A 21,932-nucleotide genomic window follows, 5' to 3' on the forward strand; every position below is an offset into this window, starting at 1 on the left:
GGTGCAGCGGATATCAGGGCGGCGGCAGGCGGGATCGGGCATGCCGGAGCGTAGTGCTGCACTGTAGCACGCGGCAAGGCTTCATATCAAGTTTTGCCGCCCGCACCCGGCCCTCGGTCAGGATTGCCTGTAGCCGTGTGCGTGAAGCCATCAACGGAAGCGGTGAGCTGGTTCACGAACGGCTTCAGGACGTTTCGGGCGGCGGCAGGAAAAAGCTGCGCGGCGCCTGGCGGAAGCGCTGCCATACCATGCCGGCCAGGGCCCGGCCGCGGCCGAAACTGACGCGGCGCGAACGCAACGCAACCATCAGGGCCAGCGAGAAGCTGACCGCCAGGTTGGTCAGCGCGATCAGCACAATGCCCGACAGCGACAGCAGCCATTGCTCGGTGCTGAGCTGGTAGTCCAGTCCAACCAGCGCGAAAGCGAAATTGGCGCTCGAGAAGGTCACATGGCGGATGTCGATCGGCAGTCCCAGCACGTATCCGATGGTGCCGATCGTACCGAGCATGATGCCGAAGAAGAAATTACCTGCAAGTGCGCCAAGGTTGCGGCCGATGTAATCGGTGACGCGCCCCAGCCGCTTTTCGCCCAGCAGCCAGCGCAACCAGTGCAGCTGCCGTAGGCGCGCGGCGATATCGTTATAAGCCGCCTTGTTGTCGTAGTAGCCCGAGATCAGTCCGGCCAGGAACAGGCACACGCCGGCAATTGCCGCATGCGGCAAGGCCAGGCTATGCAGCGGGTCGATATCGTGCAGCAGGTGCTGGGCCTTTTCCGCGCCGGCCAGGTGCTGGCCGAATGCCGCCTGCCATCCCACGGCGATGGCGAAGGCGGTGGGCATGGCAAGCGCCACATTGCCGACGATCGCCACGAATTGCGAGCGCAGCACCCTGACCACCAGCTCGGCCAGTTCATCGAGCTTCTTCTGGCCTTCGTCGATTGCAGCGGCGATGCGCGCCGCCGTCATTGCCGGCTGCTTGGTGGCCACCGTGAAGTGCAGCACGTGGATCAGCATGAAGCCGAGCGAGTAGTTCAGGCTATACAGCGCGGCGTAGCCGATCGGGGCAAGCAGCAGGCGGGCCATCAATATCTTGAGCGTCGCCATGAAGCCGACGATGAATCCCGCGCCGGCGGCGGAGCGCATCATGGACAGCCATTCGGCGCGCGTGCTGGCGACATAATGTTCGCCCGAACGCCCGGCGTGCTCCGTCACCTGCAAGGCCAGCAACTCGGTATTGGTCTGGAACAGGTCGGTCAGGCTCAGTTTACGATTGTCGGCTTCCACCAGTTGCTGGAACAGGCCGAGCGCGCTGGGCAGGGATTCCTGCAAGGAGGGCGCTTCCAGCAGGTCCAGCAGGATGCGCAGGCGGCCGATGCTTTGCGTCAGGCGCAGGAACAGGCGGGTCAGGCTGACCGACACCCCTTGCACCGATGCCGCCTTGCGCGCACGGCCGATGATTTCTTCGCACTGGCTGAGAAGCACGTCGAGGTGGCGGGCATCCGGCACTGCGGCCTGGGCGTCGACCAGGCGGGCGCGCCAGGCTTCGGTCAGCTGCACCACTTCGGCATTCTGGCGCAGGAAGGGCGATTCGAAGCGTTCGATGTCCGGATGGACGCGCACCAGTTCAGGCTCCAGGCCGATGGCGCTGATGCGGTAGGAGAGCACCTGGATGGCTTCCAGCAGTTCACCCAGCGCCTGCCCCTGCAGCCAGCCATGCTGCGGCAACTGGAGCGTATTGAGCAAGTCCAGCCAGACCGTGGGTTCGACGCCGTTGACCCACTTGTAGTCATCCTGGCGATTGAAAATCTGGCCGAAGACGTCTTTCAGGTAGGCGTCGTTGACGGTCGGCGGCAGCCATTTGTGATTCAGGCGGCGCCATAGCTCGCCGAAGAAGCCCTGGTTCTGCAACACGCCGGTATCGGTGAGCAGGTGCACCAGCTTGCGCTGTCCGACTACTTCGGCCAGGTATTCGCGCAGGGCTTGCGCCCACTCTGGCCGCGTAGCAAGCAGGTGCGCCAGGGCGCGCAGGCGGTTGGTAGCCTGTTGCAGGTCATTTGCATGGCGGGGACGTACAGTGCCGACCAGTTCCTGCAGCAGGGATGTATCGCGCGACGGGGCCGTGGCCTGGATGCGCGCCAGTATGCTGTCCATCATCATTCGCGACAGCATACTGGCGATCGCGCTGCTTGTCCAATCAGGCGCTTAGGGTAGCCTTAAGGACCTTGCCGCCGATCCTGACGTTTTCGAGCGCGAGGCCGGCCACGTTATACAGCCAGACCGGCTGTGCGGCATTGACCGGGTTGCCGAAGTCGCAGTTGCTGATGGTGACCCGGCGTACCGGCAGCACAGGCGGTGCGGGCTGCGGGCCGTTGTAATCGCTGGCGACGGGGCCGAGGATGGCAATGGCCTGGTAGCAGGAGCCGGAGGTGCCGCCTTTGGTTACATTGCCGACGGTGAGGTTCTCGATGTGTACATCGGAGACCTCGGGCGGCCGGATGCGAACGCTGTCGGCGCCTGGCTGGTAGTCGCAGTCGAAGGAAACGACGGCGCCGGCGGCGGTGGCCAGCCCCTTGGTGTCGATCGGCGACCCGGGCAGCAGGGCGTAGTGCGAAGGGCTGAGCTGGACGCCATTCGGGATCTTCACATTCTTCACGTAGAAGTGGCGCAGGTAGCCGCCGCGGTTCATATTGGTCTTGAGCCGGATGGCGATATTCAGCGGATCGGTCTTCCAGTGCACGTTCTCGAATACCAGGTCGCGGGCATAGACGTGCTCGATGCCGCCGGCCATTTCGGAGCCCAGCGTCACGGCGCCGTGGCCGCTGTGCATGGTGCAGCCCTGGATCACGATATTGCGCGTCGGGCCGTACTGGACGTCGCGGTTCTTGCCGGCCTTGACGGCAATGCAGTCGTCGCCGGAATCGAAGACGCAGTCTTCCACCAGCACATGGTCGCAGGCTTCAGGATCGAAGCCGTCGCTGTTCGGGCCGCGGCTTTCGGCGTGGACCTTGCGGATCACGAGGTTGCGGCAGGTGACCGGGTGGTGCTGCCAGAAAGGGGTGTTCTGCACATGGTAGCCCTGCAGCAGGACGTTGCTGCAGTTGATGAAGTGGATCATCGGCGGGCGCAGGTAGTGGCCTTTGCCGAACACGCGCTGTTCAACCGGCACGCCTGCTTCGGACAAGGCAGGCAGGTAGCGCTCGTCGCTGCGCCATTTGTCGCCTTCGCCTTCGATCAGCTTGCGCTGGGTGGCGTTCAGGCCCGGGGCGATTTCCGCCAGCGGCTTGTTGAGCGGGTTGGGGACCACTTGCGTCGGCTGGCCTTCCTTGTAGCCGGGCGCCGTGGTCTGAGAGACCGCGTTCATGGTGCGGTTGCGGCCCTTCCAGGACCACCAGCAATCGCCGGCTTCGTTGAAGGCGACGCCGCCCTGGCCGTCCAGTTTCGACGTCCAGTCTTCGCCGGTCAGCGCTATATTCCTGGCGTTGACGGCGTACACCATGGGCGAGTAGTTCAGGCAATCGTTGCTTTGCCAGCGCGAGAGCACCAGCTTGCCGTTTGCGCCGCAGTCGAAGTCGCCGTGGCGGGCGTAATCGTCGGGGTACTGCGAGAACAGGATATGGGCTCCGGCTTGCAGGTGGACGTGGACGTTGGAGCGCAGCACCAGCGGGCCGGCGCAGTACCAGTACCCTTTGGGAATGACGACCCGTCCGCCACCGGCGGCAGCGCAGGCGTCGATGGCCGCCTTGAAGCCTGCGTAGCAGTCATGGGCGTCGTCGGCCTGGGTCGGGACCAGCTCCTGGTCGTCGTGGGTAACCCAGGCCTTGACCGTCTTGGTGCCGCACGGCCTGGCGCCAAAATCCGTGACCAGGAAATCCTCGTTGCGGAAACTGACGGGAGCGCGCAGTGCAGCGGCGATGGCGTCGGCACGGCGCCAGGCATTGGCGCGGCTGGGCGGGGAGGCCGCCAGCGCGGGCAGCCATTGCGGTGCGAGCAGGGCGGCGGCGCCGGCTTGCAGCAGTTTGCGGCGGCGTAGTTGTCGTGGTGCGTTCAAATCAAGTCTCCTAAGCAGAGAAGGTGCGTGTCACGCGGCCAAGGTGCACCCGCATGGCCTTGCGGGCGGTGCCCGGGTCGTGGCTGGCGATGGCCTGCAGGATGGCGCGGTGATCGCCCAGGGTTTCCTTGCGCAGTTCTTCGGTCTGGAAGTGTTCCTTGAGCTTGTGCCACAGGTGGCCGCGCTGGTCCCACAGGTGGTTCATCACGCCCACCAGCGCGCTGTTGCCGGTGGCATTGGCAATCGCCATGTGAAAGTTGCGGTCGGCCTGTTCATTGGTGGCCACGTCGTCGTGGTCGCGCTCCATGGCTTCCACCGCGACGAGGATGGCGTCGATCGCGCGGTCGGTGGCCACTTGCGCGGCGATGGCGGCAATCTCGGCCTCGATCACGCGCCGCGCCGACAGCACTTCAAACGGTCCCGGGCCGGCTTCGGGCAAGGCGGGCGCGTGCCCTGGACGGTCGCATATATAGACGCCGGAATTGCTGCGCACCTCGATCACCCCGCCCAGCTCCAGCGCAATCAACCCTTCGCGCAGGGACGCCCGGCTCACCTCCAGCTTGGCCGAAAGTTCGCGCTCCGACGGCAGGCGATCGCCGCTCCCATATCCCTCGGTGGCGATCATCGCCTGGATCTTGTCCGCCACCTGTCTATATAGCCTGGTCTCCATGTGCGCAATTCTAAGGTGGTCAGACCAAAACAGCAATCTGGACTGGCCAATAGTGGCTTTTTTTGCACAAGCTTGCAATTTCTTCTTGTGAAATTGGCCTAACCACTTTAGTCTGCGGTTATACCAAAATCGAAAATCGATCAAACCAATTTGATCATACAACTGGAGGAGACTCATGAATTACGTTGCAGGCCCTCAAACCAAACGCGCCGTGTTGGCAGCAGCCGTAGCAGCGGCCGTTCTTCAGATGGCGAACCAGGCAGCCGCACAGACCGCGGCCCCGGCGGAAGAGCCGGTGGCTTCGGTCGTGGTGACCGGCTCCCTGATCCGCCGTGTAGCCAATGAGGGCGCCACCCCGCTGGTCACCATCAAGTCCAGCGAACTCCAGGCGCGCGGCAACACCGAGTTGAAAGACCTGGTGCTGGAAATGCCGCAGTCGCTGTCGCTGGGCACCAATAGCGGCGCGGCCGGGCCGATCATCAACCTGCGCGGCCTGGGGCCGATGCGCACCCTGACGCTGCTGAACGGCCGCCGCCTGGCCAACGAGCCTTTGCAGGACCAGTATGTCTCGGTCAACGTGATGCCGCGCATGGCGCTGGACCGCGTGGAAACCCTGAACGGCGGCGCCGCGTCGATCTACGGCGCGGACGCCATCGGCGGCGTGCAGAACTTCATCACCAAGCGCGGCTTCGAAGGCGCTTCGGTCAAGGCCGAATACGCGCCGACGGAAAAGGGCGGCGCCGATACGAAGAGCTTCGGCATGATCCTGGGCGCCGGCAACATGTCGCGCGACGGCTGGAACGCCTATATTGCGATCGACCACCAGAAGAAGGATGCGCTGTTCCAGAGCGACCGCCCGGAGCAGCACGACCCTGCCATCCTGCGCACGCTGGGCCTGGGCATCACGCCGGACGCCCGCAACGCGACCCCGGCCGCCAACTTCGGCTTCGCGCGCAACGCCAACTCGAACTACAACCCGACTTTCGCCACCGGCTGCCTGTCGCCATACGCCACACCGACCCTGGGCAACAACAGCACCGCCACGCCGCCAGTGTATGCGCCGGGCTGCGCCCGTAATCCGCTGTACTGGAATGCGGTGACCGACGGCAGCGAGATCACCAACATCAGCGGCCGCGCCAGCATGAACCTGCCGGGCGGCCACAAGGTGGACCTGGACATCCTGCACTCCGAGTTCACGGTCCAGAAATACCGCGGCATGCAGGCGCCGGGGTCGACCAACCCGTTCACCACTTATTCGCTGCCGGCTTCCAGCAAATACTATCCGGGCAAGGGCATCACGCCGGCCGTTCAGGTGGTGGGCAGCAATACCGGCAGCAACACGCCGACCATGTTCATCGACCCGGCCAAGACGCCGGGCACGGTCAGTAACCTGAACATGAACAACCGGACCATCTACTTCCAGTGGGGTCCTGCCGAACTTGGCCCGGCATACCGTAACGACGAACAGACCAACGACCGCATCGTGCTGACTGCCGAAGGCGAGGTGCTGGGCTGGGACTACCGCGCCGGCCTGAATTACGGCGAGTCGAAGCGCGACACGCGTGCCGGCGCAGGCTATATCTCGTACACCAAGGCGCAGGAAGGCTTCAATAACGGCACCCTGAACCCGTTCGGCCTGCAGGACGCGGCCGGCCTGGCTTACCTGCAGAGCATCCAGGCGGACGACTATACCTATCGCCTTAACAAGGCCTTCAACCAGAGTGTCGACGTGACCCTGTCCAAGGGCGTGTGGGACCTGAAGGGCGGCCCGCTGACCCTGGCCGTTTCGGGCGAGTTGCGCCGCGACGGCGCGCAGACCTTCAATGCGCCGCTGGACTACGTGCTGAAGAAAGCCGACGGCAGCTACAACATCGATGCGGCAGGCAACGTGGTGCAATCGGACCTGGTGGGCGAGACCCCGCAAGGCGTCGCCAAGAAGATCCACCGTACCATCGCTTCGCTGCTGATGGAGGCCGATGCGCCGATTACCGACAAGTTCCTGCTGAATGCAGCGGTGCGCGCCGACCGTTACTATGACCTGAAGCAAACCACCGTCAACCCCAAGCTGGCCGCGCGCTGGCAGCCGTTCCAGCAGCTGGTCCTGCGCGGCAACGTGAATACCGGCTTCCGCGCGCCGTCGATCATCGACATCCAGAACCCGACGCCGGAAGTGCGCAACCAGGTGATGGACGATCCGGTCCTGTGCCCAAGCTCGCAGCCGCTGGTGGCGGGCACCGGCACGCCAAAGGCCGGCTACACCTATGACCAGGTGTGTAACGTCGGCACCAACTACTGGACCAAGTCGCCGAACAACGATTTCCTGAAACCGGAAAAATCGCGCGGTTTCTCGCTCGGCTTCGCGCTGGAGCCGATGAAAGACCTGTCGATCACCGTCGACTACTGGGGCCTGAAGCTGCGTGACGTGCTGGGCGCGGTGACCATCGCCGAGATCCAGCAGAATCCAGCCAAGTACGACGTGAACTTCGTGCGTAATGCGGACGGCACCATCGACCACATCGTGGCGAGCCAGGCCAACCGCGGCCAGACCCGCATCCGCGGCCTGGACCTGTCGGCCAGCTACCGCTTCCCGAAAACCAGCTTCGGCACCTTCGACGCGAAACTGGACGGCACTTATATGGACAAGTATGAGTTCCAGTCCGAGAAAAACGGTGCTTGGCTGAGCAACGTGGGCATCATCACCAACGATGGCCGCTACGGCGGCTCGGGTCCGAACGCCGGCCTGGCCGGCCTGCCGCAGATCAACCCGCGCTGGAAGCATACCGCCTCGGTGACCTACACCAACGGCGCCTGGGCCAGCACGCTGTCGCAGCGCTATAACTCGAGCGTGACCGACGTCACCCCGCGTGCCGGGTCCACCCTGACCGAAGTGGAGGCCTACAAGCAGTACAACCTGAACGTGAACTACACTGGCTTCAAGAACACGACCCTCAGCTTCGGCGTCAACAACCTGACCGAGGAATGGCCGCCACTGACCTCCAACAGCACTTATAGCGGCGGGTACGTGACTTCGATGGCCGACATGCTGGGCCGTGTGTATCGCTTCTCGGCGGAGTTCAAGTTCTAAGATGCTGCTGCGTTGCCTGCTGCTGGCCTGCGTCCTGCTGTTGTCGGCAGCGGCGCAAGCCGATCCCGTGGAACAGTGGGGCACGGCCGAGATCGAGCTGGCCGGGCCCCGCGACGGCAACCCTTTCCTGGACGTGCAACTGGCGGCCACGTTCAGGCAAGGGGGCCGCAGCGTCCCCGTGGCAGGCTTTTACGACGGCAACGGCAGGTACAAGGTCCGCTTCATGCCGGACAGCGTCGGCACCTGGGAGTATGAAACGCGCAGCAACCGGGACGCCTTGTCCGGCAAGACGGGCAAGATCCAGGTGGTTGCGCCGAGGCCGGGCAACCGCGGGCCGGTGCGCGTGCACAACACCTGGCATTTCGCCTATGCCGATGGAACGCCGTTCTGGCAGGTCGGCACCACGTCCTATTCCTGGACCAACCAGCCGGCGGCCTTGCAGGAGCAGACCTTGCGCACGCTGGCCACGGCACCGTTCAACAAGCTGCGCATGGGTGTGTTCCCCAAGCGCTATGAATTCAACAAGAACGAGCCGCCGCTGTATCCATTCGAGGGCAAGGCGCCTTCGCAGTGGAATTTCAGCCGCTTCAATCCGGCCTTCTTCCGCAATCTGGAGCAGCGCGTCGGACAGTTGCGCGATCTCGGGATCGAAGCGGACATCATCCTGTTCCACCCTTACGACAAGGGGCATTGGGGCTTCGACGCCATGCCGCAGGAGGCCAATGAGCGCTATCTGCGCTACATCGTGGCGCGCCTGGCGGCCTACCGCAACGTGTGGTGGTCGATGGCGAACGAGTTCGATTTCATCAAGTCGAAGTCGATGGCGGACTGGGACCGCTACTTCCAGCTCGTGCAGGCGAGCGATCCCTACCAGCACCTGCGCTCCATCCACAATGCATTCGAGTTCTATAACCATGGCAAGCCCTGGGTGACGCATGTCAGCGTGCAAAGCGGTTCTCTGGCCACGGATTACGAACGTGCGGTGCTGTTGCGCGATGTCTACAACAAGCCGGTGGTGTACGACGAAGTCAAATACGAGGGCAACTTCCCTCAGCGCTGGGGCAACCTGACGCCGCAGGAAATGGTGCTGCGCTTCTGGGAAGGGGCGATTGCCGGCACCTACGTCGGACACAGCGAAACCTACACTTCGCCGGACGAGGTGGTGTGGTGGGCCAAGGGCGGCGTGCTGCGTGGCCAGAGCCCGGCACGGCTGGAGTTCTTCCGCAAGATCCTGGCGGAAAGCCCGGCGCAGGGCCTGGAGCCAATCGACAAATGGCAGGGCTTCCCGTTCGCCGGGCGGCAGGGGCAGTACTACCTTGGCTACTTCGGCCGCGAGGCGCCGGTTTCCTGGCCGGTGGTCCTGCACAACAAGGGACTTGCCGAAGGCACGAGATTGCGGGCGGAGGTGATCGATACCTGGAACATGACCGTCTCGCCGGTGCCGGGAGTGTTTGAAATGCGCAAGCGCGATACGTACAACTTCGCCGACAAGGACGGGCGCAGCATTGCACTTCCGGGACGGCCCTACATGGCTGTGCGGCTGGTGCGCGTTGGCGAAGGGGCTGCTTGCGCCGGCGGAGCGGCGTGGTGCCGCGGCGAACCCTGGCTGGTTTCGCCTGCCGCGCCGACGGCTGCCGCGGCGCTGGTGCCGGCTGCGGAAACCGCGGCGGCGACCAGCGCTTCCTACTATGTCGAGGCGCGCCTGAGGCCTGCGCCGGGATCGGCGGCGACCGACGCGAAACGCAGCGGCTACGTCATTGCGCGCTACGCCGACGACCGTAACTGGCTTGGCTTCGGCCTGGAAGCTGCGCCGGGCGGCAGGATGGCGGTCAATATTCTCCGCATGATCGACGGCCAGCCGAAATTCCTGAAGCAGGTGCGCATCGAGCCGGATGCAGGCGAGGCGTTCTACACGATCCGCGTCGACGTCGACGGTGCGGCGCTTACTGCCTACCTGAACGGCACGCGCCTGATCGGTGTCGACGAAGCCAATTCGCTGCCGCCGCGCATCGGCGTGCTGGCGCAGGGCGGCCGGTTCGAGATCGATGGCTTGCGTGCGGGAAGCATGGCGCAGCCGCCGGCCAGCATCGGCCTGGCCCATCGGCACAAGCAGCTTGCCTTGCAGGCCGGTGATCCGCCCCAGCGCTTTGCGGTACGCGCCGCGAGCCGCGGCGGCCTTCGTGCCCTGCGCTTTGCCGCCAGCTCGAGCGATGCCTCGGTGCTTGATGCCAGCGTGGACGGCGATGAGCTCGTGCTGGCGCCCCGCAGCGCCGGCTTTGCGGCAGTCACGCTCGCCAGTGCGGAAGATCCGAACGTGGCAGCGACGCTGGCGGTCCGCGTGGGGGCGGCGTTTGCAGCCTCTTCGCGCAGCGGCGCACTGGCTACGGGCAGAGCTTCGCCGGCGGCCGGTGAGCGCGACGTCCCGGTCGACACGCGGCTGCAGCTTCGTTTCGACCAGGCGCCGGCTCTCGGCGACAGCGGTTCGGTCCGCATCGTCCGCGCCAAAGACAATGTGACGGTCGACGTCATCCGCCCCGGCCTGGAACTGGACGAAATCGGCGCCAGCCGGGACGGCGTGCAGCGCGTCGTCCGCTACAAGGCGATCACGCTCGATGGGGCTACTGCCACGATCCGTCCACATGACGGCAAGCTGGCATACGGCACCGACTACTACGTGCTGGTGGACGGCAAGGTGTTCACAGGCGCAACCCTGGCCGAGGTCCCGTTCGAAGGCATCGCGAAACCGGCCGGATGGACCTTCCGCACCCGCGACCGCGCGCCGCAAGGCACGGCGCTGCGCGTGGCGCCGGCAGGCAATGCCGACTTCCGTACCGTGCAGGGCGCGCTGGACCACGCAATGCAGAACATCCCGCGCGCGACTCCGGTTACCATCAGCCTCGCCAACGGCAAGCACGACGGCCTGCTTTACCTGCGCGGCAAGGACAATGTCACGTTGCGTGGTGACAGCCGCCATGGCGCCATCATCGCCGGCGAAAACAGCGACGGCGTCAATCCTGGCAGCGGCAACGGCCAGCTGCCGCTGGCACCCGGGGCCGGCGGAGGCCGTTCAGTGTTCCTGGTCGAGGATGCGGACCTGCTGCGCCTCGACAGGCTGACATTGGTCAACACGACATGGCGCAGCAAGACCATTGGGGCGCAGGCGGAAGCGCTCAACTTCAACAGCGAAGGGCGCCTGATCGCCAACGAGGCCGATTTCCTCAGCGAGCAGGATACGATCCAGGTCAAGGGCTACGCCTGGTTCTACCGCAGCCTGGTGGCGGGCAACGTGGACTTTGTGTGGGGCTATAACCGTGCCGCCCTGTTCGAAGAATCCGAGATCCGCTCGGTAGGCGACAGCGCCAACCCCTCGAGCGGCGGCTACCTGGTGCAAGCGCGCACCGTGGCTGAAGACGATCCCGGCTTCGTCTTCCTGAACAGCCGCCTGACGCATGGACCCGGGCCGGCCGGCAACGACGTGCCGCCCGCTGCGACCTTCCTGGCGCGGCCGGGCGTGGCCACGGCCTGGGACAATGTGCGCTTTATCAATTGCAGCGTCGGGCCGCACGTCAATGCCGCAGGCTGGCATGGCAAGCCGCGCGCCGGCAAGGGCTGGGAAGAGGGCGGCAGCACCGATCTGGCGGGCAGGCCGCTCGACCTTTCGCAGCGCGCAGCAGGGCGCGTGCTGGCGCCCGCCGGCGCCGCCCGTTATGACAGCCGCGCCAAGGTCTTCGCCCAATACGCAAACGGGAAAGGATGGAACCCTCAGCCATGAGTAAAAATGTCCGGCATTCGGCGCGCCGCCGCAGGCTGTTGCAAGGTGCCGCCGCCGCGGGCGCGCTCGGTTTTGCCAGCGCCGCATCGGCCGTTGCGGCGTCCGATCCGTGGTCGCGGGCGCAGGATATCCGGCGCCGCTTCGCCGTGCCGCTCCGCTTTCCCCAGCGCGACTACCTGGTGAGCGACTTTGGCGCCAGGCCCTGCGAACTGGCGAAGGTACACGGCTATCCCACTATCCACGCCAAGGGCGAACTGGAGACGCAGGCGCCGGGATCGCATGACAGCCACGCCGCGGTCAAGGCTGCCATCGCAGCTGCGCACAAGGCGGGCGGCGGCCGTGTCGTCATCCCGGCGGGGAACTGGTACCTGAGAGGCCCGATCACGCTGCTGTCGAACGTTCACGTCCACCTGCAGGCCGGCGCGCATATCCTGTTCAGCGCCAACCCTGCCGACTTTGCGCGCGATGGCGACTATGACTGCGGCGGCAACGGCAAGCTGGTGCTCACGCGCTGGCAAGGCAACGACTGCCTGAACTTCAGCCCCATGGTCTATGCGCGCGGCCAGCAGAACATCGCCCTCACCGGCGAAGACTGGAGCAGCATCCTGAACGGCCAGGCCGGCGTTCCCTTCGAGGACGGCGGCGGCAACTGCTGGTGGGGCATGAACCCGAAAGGCGCCTTGCCCGGCGCCGTGCACCAGTCCGTTCCGAACCCGGCCAATCCGGCTTCGCTGGCGGAAGTGGCGCCCCAGCTCGATGCCGCGGCGCGGGCCCGGATACAGGGAGCGGGCGAGGGCTGGCGCGCAGACGCAAGCCTGTTGCCGGCGCTTTCCGAAGCCGGCGTTGCGCCGGAAAAGCGGGTATTCGGCCTTGGCCATTTCCTGCGTCCTTCGATGATCCAGTTCGTCGACTGCACCAATGTGCTGATGCAAGGCTATATGGTCGTCAACACGCCGATGTGGATCCACCATCCGCTCAACTCGCGCAACGTGCACATCAAGCGCGTACGCATGGACAGCATCGGTCCCAACTCCGACGGCATCGACCCGGAGGCCTGCGACACGGTGCTGGTCGAAGGCTGCGAATTCAATACCGGCGACGACTGCATCGCCATCAAATCCGGCAAGAACCGCGACACCCAATACGGCCCGACACGCAATATGCTGATCCAGGATTGCGTGATGAACAGCGGCCATGGCGGCATCACGCTGGGCAGCGAAATGTCGGCCGGCATCGAACATATCTATGCGCAGGACATCGAGTTCCGCAACGCGCACTGGGCCAGCGACCCGCTGTGGACCGCGATCCGCCTGAAGACCAATATGAACCGCGGCGGCTACCTGCGCCACCTTCACGTGCGCAACATCACGCTGCCAAATGGCGTGCAGACCACGCCACGGCCGTACAAGCCCCTGCCGGGCAACAGCCTGGGCGGCAAGCTGCCCTCGACCGGCGGCGGCGCGGTGCTGACAATCGACTGCGACTACGCCCCCGCGGACGACATCGTGCGCAGCCGGCCGCCCAGGGTGTCCGACGTCCACCTCAGCGGCATCCGCGCCAGCAACGTGCAAGGCCCGGACGGAGCCTTCTCCTGCAACCAGGTCATGGTGGTGCTGGGCCCTGTGCCGGGCAGCTATAACGGGCCGCCCGGCACCCCCGTGCTGCCGCTACGCGATATCTCCATCACCGATGCTGATTTCGGCACGCCGCGCAATGCCGCCGATCCCTGGTTCGTTTTCAACGCCAGGCGCATCAGGCTTGCCAATGTACGGATAGCCGGGAAAACCATCAACACGGAGCTGAACGCATGAAGAACATCCTCGCGCTGCTGGCGGCAGCCCTGTTCGCAGCAGCGGGGGCGCAGGCACAGGACGCCGGCCTGGTCGAGCGCTGGGCCAGCAAGGAAGTTTCCCTGAGCGGGCCATGCGACGGCAATCCCTTCACCGAAGTGGAAATTTCAGCCACCTTCCGCCAAGGGACGCGCCAATTGACAGTGGAGGGTTTTTACGACGGCGATGGCCAGTACAAAGTGCGCTTCATGCCGGATACTGTCGGCGAATGGGAGTACGAAACCCACAGCAATCGCGCGGCGCTCGACGGCAAGCGCGGCAAGTTCACGGTCGTTGCCGCGAAGGCCGGCAACCACGGTCCGGTGCGGGTGAAGGGCGTGCATCATTTCGGCTATGAGGACGGCACGCCGTTCTGGCAAGTCGGCACCACCAGTTACGGCTGGACCCACCAGCCGGAATCCATCGAGCGCCAGACCCTGGCGACCCTGGCGGCGGGGCCGTTCAACAAGATCCGCATGCTGGTATTTCCGAACCAGGACGTCAGGCACCAGCCGCCGCGCTTCCCCTTCGAAGGCACGCCGCCGAAAGAGTGGGACTTCACGCGCTTCAATCCCGAATTCTTCCGCCACCTGGAGCAGCGCATCGGCGACTTGCGTGCTCTCGGCATCGAGGCTGACGTCATCCTGTTCCATCCCTATGACAAGGGCTTCTGGGGCTTCGACCAGATGCCGGCCGAAGTCAATGAGCGCTACCTGCGTTATGTGGTCGCGCGGCTGGCTTCCTACCGCAACGTCTGGTGGTCGATGGCGAATGAATTCGACTACCTGGTGAAGAAGCAGATGCCGGAGTGGGACCGCTACTTCGAAATCGTCCAGCAGCGCGATCCCTACCGGCACCTGCGCTCGATCCACAATGCCATGGTGCTGTACAACCACACCAAGCCCTGGGTAACGCACGTCGGCGTGCAAAGCGGCGCCATTGCGGAGGACTTCGAGCGCGCCGTGCTGCTGCGCGACGTGTACTCGAAGCCCGTGGTCTACGACGAGGTGAAATACGAGGGCAATATCGAGCGCCGCTGGGGGCAGCTGTCCGGGCAGGAGATGGTGCTGCGATTCTGGATGGGGGCGATTGCCGGCACTTATGTCGGTCATAGCGAAATCTTCAAGGACCCTGGCGACATGTCCTGGCTGGGCAAGGGCGGGACCATGCGCGGTGAAAGCCCGCCGCGGCTGGCGTTCTTCCGCAAGATCCTTTCCGGCAGCCCGGCCGAAGGGCTGGAGCCGATCGACAAATGGCAGGAGTATCCGTTTGCCGGCAAGCCTGGCCAGTACTACCTGGGCTATTTCGGCCGCCAGGCGCCTGTTGCCTGGCCTTTCGTGCTGGCCAAGCCAGGCCTGGCGGATGGCATGAAATTCAAGGCCGAGGTGATCGATACCTGGAACATGCTGGTCACGCCGGTGGAGGGCACGTTCGAAATCCGCAAGCGCGACAACTACAGCTTCGCCGACAAGGACGGCCGCCGCATCGCGCTGCCCGGCCGTCCCTACATGGCCTTGCGCATCACGAGGCTGCCGTGAAGCGCGGCGCCGTCGCCTCGTGGCCGCTGCCGGCGGAAGCCACGGGCGGGGAAAATGCAGCCGCAGTTCGGGCAGGGCCCATTAGTTAAAATGTCTGCCATCATTGTTATGGGGAGACTTTCTTGGAAAGCTCGAAGAGACACAAGATCGCGGCCGGCGCCGGCCTGACGCTGGCTGGGTTACTGGCCTACCTGCTGCTGTGGCCAGTGCCCGCTGAACCGGTTTCGTGGACGCCACAACAGGCCCCGGGATACCTTGGCGCGCATGCGCCAAACACGAAGCTCGCCGGCCTGCAGAAAATCGACATCGGAACCGAGCAAGGCCCTGAGCACCTGGCCATGGGACCGGACGGCAAGCTGTACGCCGCCGTCGCCAGCGGGAAAATCCTGCGCATGGCGCCTGATGGCAGCGAGCGCGAAGTCTTCGCCAGCACCGGCGGACGGGTGCTTGGCTTCGACTTCGACGCCGGCGGGCGCCTGATTGCAGCCGACGTGATGAAAGGCCTGCTGGCGATTGCCCCGGACGGCAAGGCCACCGTGCTGGCCGCGCAAGTCGCGCAAGGCGATCCAATCCGCTATGCCGATGGCGTCGTGGTGGCGCCCAGCGGCATGATCTACTTCACCGACGCCTCGACCCGCTTTGCGCCCGCCGAGTGGGGCGGCACGTTCGAGGCCAGCGTGCTGGATATCCTCGAGCAATCGGCAACCGGCCGCGTGCTGGCCTACGACCCATCGAAGGGCAGTACGCGCGTGCTCGCCGGCGGTTTTTCGTTCGCCAACGGCATCGCGCTGTCGGAAGACGGGCGCACCCTGTTCGTCAGCGAGACAGGCCGCTACCGCATCTGGAAAATCGACGCGCAAAGCGGCAAGCGCGAAGTCCTGCTGGACAACCTGCCAGGCTATCCCGACAACCTGATGCGCGGGCGTGACGGCAAGATCTGGGCCGGCCTGGTCAAGCCGCGCAACCCGACCATCGACAAACTGGCGCAAAAGCCCTTCATGCGCAAGCTCACGCTGCGCTTGCCGCGCGCCCTGTGGCCGGTGCCGAAAGCCTATGGCCACGTGTTCGCCTTCAGCGAAGAAGGCAAGGTGCTGGCCGACCTGCAGGATCCTTCCGGCGCCTACCCGGAAGCCACGGCAGTTCTGGAAAGCCAGGACCGCCTTTATATCCAGAGCCTGCACGCAGCCTATATCGGCTGGATGCCACGGCCCTGACCGGCCGGCGCGTCGTCTGGCACCGCCGGCAGGGGCGCCTGCGGTGCCGGCGTCGGCACGACGATCGTCGTGGTATCGACGGCGCCGGTGACGCGCTGCTGGACGACCTGCATGGCGACTGCCTTGCGCGGCGGTTCGGGCCGGGGCGGTTTCGGGAACATGGCTTCTCCTGTCTGTGCGGTCCGGCCCATATTGGGCGCCCCTGTCAAATTTACAAGCACATACTGTTGCCAATATGGTCACAGCGAATCGTGCGCCGGATAGTTGTGTCTATAATTCCCTACGACAATTTTCCTCTTCGCCATGTACAGGAATCCCACTCCCTTGCTGTTGCTGGCCGTACTGTCCCTGGCGCCCGGCGCGCGCGCTACGGGCCTGGCCGATGGCGACATCGCCGACCTCACGCTGGAACAACTGAATGAAATTGTGGTCACCTCGGTCTCGCGGCAGGAAGAAAGGCTAAGCAAGGCCGCCGCTTCACTGTTCGTCATCAGCGCCACCGATATCCGCCGCAGCGGCGTGCGCTCGCTGCCGGAAGCACTGCGCCTGGCGCCAAACCTGCAAGTGGCGCGCATCGACGCGCGCAACTATGCGATCAGCGCGCGCGGTTTCAACGGCGCGTTCGCCAACAAGCTGCTGGTGCTGATCGACGGCCGCAGCGTCTACTCGCCATTCTTCTCCGCCGTGTTCTGGGACGCCCAGTCGGTGGTCATGGAAGACATCGAACGCATTGAGGTGATCAGCGGCCCCGGCGCCACCATCTGGGGCGTGAACGCCGTCAACGGCGTGATCAACATCATCACGCGCAGTGCGAAGGACAGCCAGGGCACGCTGCTGTCGGTCGCCGCGTCGAGTGGGGAGGGCGACGCCAGCCTGCGCTTCGGCGGGCGCCTGCCGCACAATGGCTACTACCGCGCCTACGCGCAAGCCATGGCTTCCGAAGACACCGAGACCGAAACCGGCCTCAATACCTACACCGGCATGCAGCGCCGCCAGGCCGGCTTCCGCGCCGACTGGGGACTGGAGCAAGGCAGCTTCGCCGTGTCGGGCGACGCCTACCAGGCCAACCTGGGCCAGCTCGGCACGCGCGATATCCGCCTGTCCGGCGCCAACCTGGTGGCGCGCTACATGCGCCAGCTGGCCGAAGACAGTGCGCTGCGCCTGCAGCTCGTGCTGGACCACACGGAACGCAACCAGCCCAACGCCTACGTCGACCGGCTCGATACGGTGGAGCTGGAAGGCCAGCACGACGTGCGCTTCGGCCTCCACAAGCTGTCGTGGGGCGGCGGCTATCGCCATTCGCGCGACGACAATACGCCCGGGCCGAACTTCGGCTTCTGGCCCTACGAGCGCAATATGCATTGGGGGAACCTGTTCGCACAGGACGAGGCGGCGTTGTCGCCGAACCTGCGCGCCACCGCCGGCGTGAAGGTGGAGCACAACACCTACACAGGCTCCGAAGTGCTGCCCACGCTGCGCCTCGCGTGGAGCCCGGATGCCAGGCAAACGGTCTGGGGCGCGCTGTCGCGCACGGTACGGGCGCCGGCGCGCGCCGACCGCGACTTCGTGCAGCCGCCCACGCCGGTCATGATCGGCGGCGTGCCGCGTTTCGCAGTCGGCGCCAGCCCCGAGTTCGAATCGGAGGTGGCCAAGGTGCTGGAACTGGGCTACCGGGCGCAGCCGGGGCAGAACTGGTCATACTCGGCCACGGCCTGGTACGCCGATTACGACAAGCTGCGCACCCTGGAGCCGAACGCCACGGCCGAACCTTACCGCGGCATCTTCGAATTCCGCAACCTGGCCGAAGGGCGCACGCGCGGCATCGAACTGTGGGCGCGCTGGCAACCGATGCTGCGCTGGCGCCTGAATGCCGGCTTGGTGGTGCAGGACATCGACACCAGGCTCAAGCCAGGCAGCAAGGACGCCAGCAGCATCGGCATCCTGATCAACGACCCGCACAGCTACTGGCAGTTGCGTTCTTCCCACGAAATTGGCGAACGCATCCAGTTCGACTGGACATTACGTTACAACGGCAGCATGCCTAAACCCCATGTTCCGTCGTATCATGAGCTGGATACGAACCTGGTCTGGAAAGCCAGCATATTGACGTCGCGCTCGCCGGACAGAACCTGCTGCATGCACGGCATGGCGAGTGGGGCGGCTACCCCGGCCGCAATGTGTTCGAACGGCGGGCGGTCCTGAAATTGACGATGCGATACTAAGGAAATGGTAAGCGCAAGCCTTACTTTATGGGCCGCGCCGCCGCTGGCGGCCGGCAGTTGGCGCAACCGCCTGCTGGCGCTGGCGCTGATGCTGTTCGCCTTCAGCTGCCTGGCGGTCGGCTCCCAGCAGAACGGCGCGACGCCGGTGCTCGAGCGCAGCGTCAAGGCTGCTTTCCTGTATAAATTCCTGGGCTATATGGAGTTTCCATCCGATCCCGGGCCGACGCTGGTGGTGGGCGTGCTGGGGGCGGACGAGGTGGCGGCGCAACTGGCGCAGATCAGCAGCGGCCGCAGCGTCGGCAACCGCAGCATCAGCGTGCGCAAGCTGAGCGAGGGCGATGCGCTGGGCGGCCTGAACCTGCTGTTCGTCGGCAGCGATGCCAGCCTGCCAGAAGCGGCGCTGCGCGCGGCGGAAAAGAACGGCACCGTCACGGTCACCGAGCAGGAAGATGGCTTGCAAAGTGGGAGTGTCATCAATTTCCGCCTGGTTGACGAGCGCGTGCGATTTGAAGTCTCGCTGCCGGCGGCCGAACGCTGCAATGTACGACTCAGTTCACGCTTGTTGTCGGTCGCCTATTACGTGCAGAAAGGCGGGCAGTAATGATCACCAGGGCGGCAGGATCAGTTCGCATCAAGCTGATCCTGACGGCACTGGCCACGACTTTTGTCGCGCTGGTGGTGACCACGGTGACCATGCTGGTGTACGACCTGCAAAGCTTCCAGCAAGGCTGGATCGATGACCTGACCACGCAGGCCGAACTGGTGGCCACGGCCTCGGCGCCGGCGCTCTCTTTCAACGATCCGCGTGCGGCGCGCCAGAACCTGGGGCTGCTGCGCGTGCGGCCGCAGATCGAGGCCGGCGCGATCTATGCCGCCAATGGCGCCTTGTTCGCATCCTATGTGCATGCGCGGTCGGAAATATCGGCCCTGCCGCAGAAGCCCGGCCCGCTCGGCTATTCCATCGAAGGCGGGCACATGGTGGTGACCCACCCGATCGTCGAGGAAGGTGAACGCATCGGCACGGTGTACCTGAGCGCCTCCTACCGCCTGCTCGACCGTGTGCAAAGCTATGCCCTGATCCTGCTGGGCGTGATGCTGGGCAGCCTGCTGCTGGCGGCCGTCGTCGCGCATCGGCTGCAGCAGGCCATCACGCGCCCGCTGCTGGCCATGACCGACGTGGCGCGCGCGGTGATGCAGCGCCGCGATTATTCGCTGCGCGTCGGCGAACGTGCCAGCGGCGAGATCGGCACGCTGGTCGACGCCTTCAATGACATGCTGGCCGAAATCGCACGCCGGGCCAATGCGCTGCAGGATGCCAACCTCACGCTGGAGCACGAAATGACCGTGCGCCAGGGCGCGGAGCGCGCGCTGCTGCTGGCTGATCGCCGCAAGGACGAGTTCCTCGCCACGCTGGCGCACGAGCTGCGCAACCCGCTGGCGCCGATCCGCACCGGCCTCGACATCATGCGCATCAATGCCAGCGACCAGGTGGCCTGCGAACGCGCCCGCTCCATCATGGAGCGCCAGTTGAAGCAGATGGTGCGGCTGGTGGACGACCTGCTGGACGTCTCGCGCATCAACACCGGCAAGCTGGCCATCCGCCGCGAGCAGCTCATGCTGCAGGACGTGGTGAACGATGCGCTGGAACTGGCGCGGCCTTTCATTGCTGCGCAGGGACATACCCTGCATGTGCAGGTCCCGGAGCAGGCGGTCTACCTGGTCGGCGATGCCACGCGCCTGGCGCAGGTGATATCCAACCTGCTGCATAACGCCGCCAAATACACCGCGCGCGGCGGCAGTATCGCGCTGGAAGCCGAGGCGCACGCGGGCCAGGTCGAGCTGCGCGTGCGCGACAACGGCATCGGCATTTCGTCGGCGATGCTGCACGCAATTTTCGAGATGTTCATCCAGGCCGACTCCTCGCTCGAGCGCAGCACGGCGGGCCTGGGTGTCGGCCTGTCGTTGGCGCGGAAGCTGGTGGAGCTGCATGGCGGCAGCATCCGCGCCGACAGCGCCGGCGAAGGGCAGGGCAGCACCTTCATCGTCACGCTGCCGGCGCTGGCCGACGGCCATGCCGCAACGCCCGCGGCGCATGCCTTGCCGTCCGATGCGCGCCTGCACCGCATCCTGCTGGCCGACGACAATGTCGACTTCGTCAACGGCATCGGCGGCTTGTTGCGGTCGATGGGCCACCAGGTGCATATCTCGCACGACGGCAAGCAGGCGCTGGCGGCCGCCGAAGCGTTCGCCCCGGAATTCGCCTTCCTCGACATCGGCTTGCCGGAGCTGAATGGCTATGACCTGGCGCGGGCGCTGAAGCGCCTGCCGGCCCTGCGCCATACGGTGCTGGTGGCGGTGACGGGCTGGGGGCAGCAGAAGGACCGCCAGCAAGCGTTCGAGGCCGGCTTCCACCATCACCTGGTGAAGCCGGTCAGTATTGACCAGCTCCAGGAAATCCTGGCTCACGCTGGCCCTTGATATCCGGCGAAAACGCCCGATCTGCTTTGACAGGCAACGTTAATCGAGGAGTAATGCCATGCGAGCGCATATCACACCCGACCCGGAATCCCCTCCGCCCGAGCCGGAAAAAGATCCGCCGCCGGACGACCTGCCACGGCCGGCCGAGCCGCCTATCGAGGAGCCGGTGCCGAAGCCGCCCCCGATGCAGGCTTGACCCCCGCGTCGGGCAGGGGAGGAATCTGGCGAATCTGCTCGTCGGTATCCTGTTCGCCCGGCGTTTTCTCGCCGCTGCCAATGTCGGCTTCTTCAATGAAATGGCGGCCTTTTTCAGGCTGCGATTTTGCTGGCTGTTCCATGCTGGATCCTCCTTGTTGCCGATGCTACCAGCGCCCCACACCTGCTGTCGCTTGCTTGCTAAAAGGAAATAAGTGTTGTGCGCTGAGAATATATTTTGCGCTGTCACGAAAGCGTCACGATCCGCTATCTATAATAGGTCATCGACACACGCTTTTTCTTCGTCGGAGGCCGCGATGGGCAATTCCCTGCACAACAAGATCTACCTCAAACGCCGTATTGACCTGCACAGCCGCCGTCTCCAGGCGCTGGTCTGTGCGACTGCCGTGACGGGGCTGGCGCTGGCATGGCTGGCGCTGCGCGCGCTCAAGTAAGCTTGCCGCCTCCGGTGCAGGCGCGTACCATGATGGGTTGCAAAGGCACCATCATGGAATACGAGCAATGAAAAACGAAAAACTGAGCACCGACGAATTCAACGCGCTGGAAGAGATTGCCCGCGGCATCAAGGGCAAGCCCAGCGCTTGCGTCGGGCGCAACAGCAAGCGCCTGTCCGGCATCAAGTTCATCAAATTCGAGCGCAGCGGGGCCATCATCCTGACCGATGCCGGCCGCCAGCAGCTGTTCCTGCGCCGCTGCGTGATGGCCTTGCGTGCGCTGGCCGTGGCGCCCGGTGCGGTGGCGGACAAGGACGTAGCCCTATTCCTGGGCAAGAAGTCGCACATCGTGGCGACCGACGACGGTTTTGCCATCACTGAAAAAGGCCGCGAGTCGCTGGCCGATATCGAAGCGCAGGGCATGTAAG

Annotated in this window: 15 protein-coding genes; 10 read left to right on the top strand and 5 right to left on the bottom strand. The window is 65.0% G+C overall.

The genetic code is table 11. The annotated features are described in order from the left end of the window. Positions 1-184: 184 nt before the first annotated feature. The 3 genes from ACN9M3_RS12705 to ACN9M3_RS12715 are packed head-to-tail and all read right to left on the bottom strand — an operon-like array spanning position 185 to position 4,716. The gene (locus tag ACN9M3_RS12705) at positions 185-2,155 is read right to left on the bottom strand and encodes a site-specific recombinase (protein ID WP_426322841.1); all 1,971 of its coding nucleotides are present in this window, start codon (positions 2,153-2,155) and stop codon (positions 185-187) included. A gap of 37 nt (positions 2,156-2,192) precedes the next feature. Next, positions 2,193-4,046: a glycoside hydrolase family 28 protein gene (locus ACN9M3_RS12710; protein ID WP_426322843.1), complete on the bottom strand. Its 1,854-nt coding sequence runs from the start codon at positions 4,044-4,046 to the stop codon at positions 2,193-2,195. Positions 4,047-4,056: 10 nt separating this feature from the next. Further along, positions 4,057-4,716: a FadR/GntR family transcriptional regulator gene (locus ACN9M3_RS12715; protein WP_426322845.1), complete on the bottom strand. Its 660-nt coding sequence runs from the start codon at positions 4,714-4,716 to the stop codon at positions 4,057-4,059. Positions 4,717-4,891: 175 nt separating this feature from the next. On the opposite strand from ACN9M3_RS12715, the gene ACN9M3_RS12720 reads away from it, so the two are divergent. The 5 genes from ACN9M3_RS12720 (at position 4,892) to ACN9M3_RS12740 (ending at position 16,154) form a co-directional block, all read left to right on the top strand. Next, complete coding sequence (locus tag ACN9M3_RS12720) at positions 4,892-7,801, top strand: TonB-dependent receptor domain-containing protein (RefSeq protein ID WP_426322847.1); 2,910 nt, start codon at positions 4,892-4,894, stop codon at positions 7,799-7,801. 1 nt (position 7,802) lies between these two features. After that, a complete protein-coding gene (locus ACN9M3_RS12725) occupies positions 7,803-11,573 on the top strand; it encodes a pectinesterase family protein (protein ID WP_426171191.1) in 3,771 nt (1,256 codons plus the stop codon). After that, on the top strand, positions 11,570-13,384 hold the full coding sequence (locus tag ACN9M3_RS12730; RefSeq protein WP_426322849.1) for a glycoside hydrolase family 28 protein: 1,815 nt from the start codon (positions 11,570-11,572) through the stop codon (positions 13,382-13,384). Before ACN9M3_RS12725 ends, ACN9M3_RS12730 begins: the two co-directional genes overlap by 4 nt. Beyond that, entirely contained in the window at positions 13,381-14,940 is a 1,560-nt protein-coding gene (locus tag ACN9M3_RS12735; protein WP_426322851.1) for a DUF5060 domain-containing protein, read from the top strand. Before ACN9M3_RS12730 ends, ACN9M3_RS12735 begins: the two co-directional genes overlap by 4 nt. Before the next feature lie 122 nt (positions 14,941-15,062). After that, positions 15,063-16,154, top strand: a complete 1,092-nt coding sequence (locus tag ACN9M3_RS12740; RefSeq protein WP_426322853.1) for an SMP-30/gluconolactonase/LRE family protein — start codon at positions 15,063-15,065, stop codon at positions 16,152-16,154. Here the strand turns inward: ACN9M3_RS12740 and ACN9M3_RS12745 are convergent. Then, positions 16,127-16,375: a hypothetical protein gene (locus ACN9M3_RS12745; RefSeq protein WP_426171196.1), complete on the bottom strand. Its 249-nt coding sequence runs from the start codon at positions 16,373-16,375 to the stop codon at positions 16,127-16,129. The two genes, ACN9M3_RS12740 and ACN9M3_RS12745, sit on opposite strands and share 28 nt — an antisense overlap. Positions 16,376-16,457: 82 nt before the next feature. Between ACN9M3_RS12745 and ACN9M3_RS12750 the strand changes: the two genes are divergently transcribed. From ACN9M3_RS12750 to ACN9M3_RS12760, 3 genes are read left to right on the top strand one after another with little or no spacing between them, the layout of a single operon-like run. Further along, complete coding sequence (locus ACN9M3_RS12750) at positions 16,458-18,356, top strand: TonB-dependent receptor plug domain-containing protein (RefSeq protein WP_426322855.1); 1,899 nt, start codon at positions 16,458-16,460, stop codon at positions 18,354-18,356. Between the two features lie 24 nt (positions 18,357-18,380). Beyond that, a complete protein-coding gene (locus ACN9M3_RS12755; RefSeq protein WP_426171199.1) occupies positions 18,381-18,977 on the top strand; it encodes a YfiR family protein in 597 nt (198 codons plus the stop codon). Further along, entirely contained in the window at positions 18,977-20,854 is a 1,878-nt protein-coding gene (locus ACN9M3_RS12760; protein WP_426322857.1) for an ATP-binding protein, read from the top strand. The genes ACN9M3_RS12755 and ACN9M3_RS12760 overlap by 1 nt, the downstream gene beginning before the upstream one ends. Before the next feature lie 152 nt (positions 20,855-21,006). Here the strand turns inward: ACN9M3_RS12760 and ACN9M3_RS12765 are convergent, their stop codons facing one another. Further along, the gene (locus ACN9M3_RS12765; RefSeq protein ID WP_426171203.1) at positions 21,007-21,192 is read right to left on the bottom strand and encodes a hypothetical protein; all 186 of its coding nucleotides are present in this window, start codon (positions 21,190-21,192) and stop codon (positions 21,007-21,009) included. A gap of 174 nt (positions 21,193-21,366) precedes the next feature. Here ACN9M3_RS12765 and ACN9M3_RS12770 point away from each other — a divergent pair, with 174 nt between their 5' ends. After that, a complete protein-coding gene (locus ACN9M3_RS12770) occupies positions 21,367-21,504 on the top strand; it encodes a hypothetical protein (RefSeq protein ID WP_426171205.1) in 138 nt (45 codons plus the stop codon). 67 nt (positions 21,505-21,571) lie between these two features. Further along, positions 21,572-21,931 carry a hypothetical protein gene (locus ACN9M3_RS12775; RefSeq protein WP_426322860.1) on the top strand — a complete coding sequence of 120 codons (360 nt, stop codon included), beginning with the start codon at positions 21,572-21,574 and terminating at the stop codon, positions 21,929-21,931. The last annotated feature ends 1 nt before the right edge of the window (position 21,932 follow it).

The organism is Pseudoduganella sp. R-43 (genome assembly GCF_049913255.1).
GTDB lineage: Bacteria > Pseudomonadota > Gammaproteobacteria > Burkholderiales > Burkholderiaceae_D > Rugamonas.